Raw genomic sequence first — 2,156 nt, forward strand, 5'->3', positions numbered from 1 at the left:
CTTCGACGACGGTGGGTTCTTCGACGACGGTGGGTTCTTCTCGGGTGCGGTCCAGGTCGGTGAACCGGGCGAGGGCGTCGGTGATCCTGCGGGTCGTCCCGCGCGGATCCCGGAACCAGTCGAGGGTGGGGACGGTGAGGTGGCCCACGCGTGCGCCCGCCAGTCGGGCGGGGCGGGCGATCTCGCGGTCGCGCACCGTCGCCAGCGCAGCGTACGCGGGACCGTCGAGGTCGACGGCGAGGGCGGGGAGTTCGCCGGTGCGTGCGGCCACGACCAGGTCGACGACGCGACCGGCCACTACCTCACCCGTGGTGACCGCCACCGTGCCGCGCAACGCCGCGGCCAGGGACTCGCGGAAGGTCTCGATCGCGGGGGTGGCGACGGCCGCAGGCCACCCGAGTTCGTGGGGTTCCACCGACCCGACCGTCCGGGTCCAGGCGGAACCCGGGTCCGCTGCGCCGGTCGAGCGGACCACGACCAGTTGACGGGCCCGACCGGCCAGGTCCAGCACACGGGCGGTCTCGAACTCCTGCGCGTCCACCACCACCAGGACGTCGTACCCGCCGTCGGGTGTCGCGGTGCGGGCCGGGCGGACGGTGCCGTCGGTGACGGACGCCCTCAGACCCTCGGCGGCACGGGTCCGTCGCCCCGTCGCCAGCTCGCGGAGGTCCCGCCCAGGGTCGACGGAGGGTCCGGTGGTCCGTTCCTCGGTGAGCGCCCGCAGCCACACCGCGCGGACGAGCTGCTCGACGTCGGCCGCGGAGGCGCCCGTGGGCAGCGCCGAACGGAGTTCGTCGAGCTCGGGGGCACCGATCGGCAGCGGCTCGCGGACCGGGGCGTCCGTCAGGGACTCGGCCTGCTCGGCCAGGGGGACGAACTCCGCCACCTCGAACTCGTCCAGGTCGGCCGGGACCCCGGGGAGCGCGCCCGCCGCCGCGCGCAGCGACCGGCGGACGAGCTCGACCTGGCGGGCGAGGTCGGGGCGGACCGGCCAGGTGGCCGGTGTGCCCGAGGACTGCTCGGCCCACGCGTCCTGCAGCACCTGCAGCGCGTCGACGTCGGCCACCCCGAACGCACCGTCGTGACGCAGGCCGGCGAGGCGCTTCACCTCGCGGCGGCGGTCACGTTCCTCGCTGCTCAGGAAGGAGCGCTGTGGGCGGGTCAGGACCTCACGGGCCCGGGCCAGGTCGGTGCGGAACGCCGCCGGCAGGTAGGTGCTCCGGGCCGCCTCGACGCGGCCGAGCAGTTCCAGGGCAGGGTCGAGGTCGGCGAGGGTCCGGGGACGGTGCCAGGCCAGGTCGAGCACCAGACGCTCGGTCAGCGAGGTCAGGTCCCGCAGCTGGGCGGGGAGCGCCGTGAGCGCGGCGACCTCGTCCTCGGAGCGCCCGGCGAGCGGGTCCGCCGGTGCGCCCGTCCCGCCCCGCAGGGTCTCTGCGATGTCCTCCCGAGCGCTCGCGGACCACGTCGCCGCCCCCGGCTGCAGCGGCGGGTGCACGTGCTGGGCCCGGAGGGCGACGAGTTCGGCGACCGCCTCGAAGAGGCTGGGCGCGCCGTCCGCCACCGGCTCGGCGGGTCGGGCCGCGCGCTGTTCCAGCTCCGAGACCAGCGCGGCCCAGCGCTGCGGGTCGTCCGCGACCGCGACGGGCAGGGGAGCCGGGGTCACCCCGTCCAGCAGCGGGACACCGAGCGCCGACACCTCGGCGTCGACCCGCGCGGCGGAGGAGCCGGCGAGGAGGCCGACGTCGGCGCCGTGGGCGAGCAGCACCGCCAGCAGCCCGGCGACGAACGTGGCCGCCTCCTCGCCCGCGTCGACGGCCACCGGCCCGCCGCCCAGGACGGCCCCCACCGCGCGGCTGTGCCGGGACGTCGCGCTCTCGGGGAGCAGGTCGAACCAGGACGCAGCGTCCCGTCCCTCGTCCGGCACGCGCAGCACGGGGACCGCCGCGTCGCTGCGCAGCGCGTCCAGCAGCTGGGTGTGCAGGGCGGCGTTCGGGACGTGGGGGGCGTACGGGTCGGAGCTCACGTTCGGAAAGTACCGGGCGGAGCGGGGTCACGGCTCGTGCGGGCGTCGACCAGGGCCGCTGGGACCGTCGACGGCCCGCACCACGCCCGCCGGCCCGTCGGCGGAGGTGGGGCGGTGGAGCACCCACCCACCC

At 76.9% G+C, this 2,156-nt stretch carries 1 protein-coding gene; it reads right to left on the reverse strand.

Going from position 1 to position 2,156, the window contains the following annotated elements; translation table 11 throughout:
- The coding region (locus tag AC0I8G_RS17030; protein WP_471730985.1) for a hypothetical protein at positions 1 to 2,023 on the reverse strand (2,023 nt) is incomplete at its 3' end.
- Between the last annotated feature and the right edge of the window lie 133 nt (positions 2,024 to 2,156).

The sequence above is a fragment of the Kineococcus sp. AC630 genome (assembly GCF_979255925.1).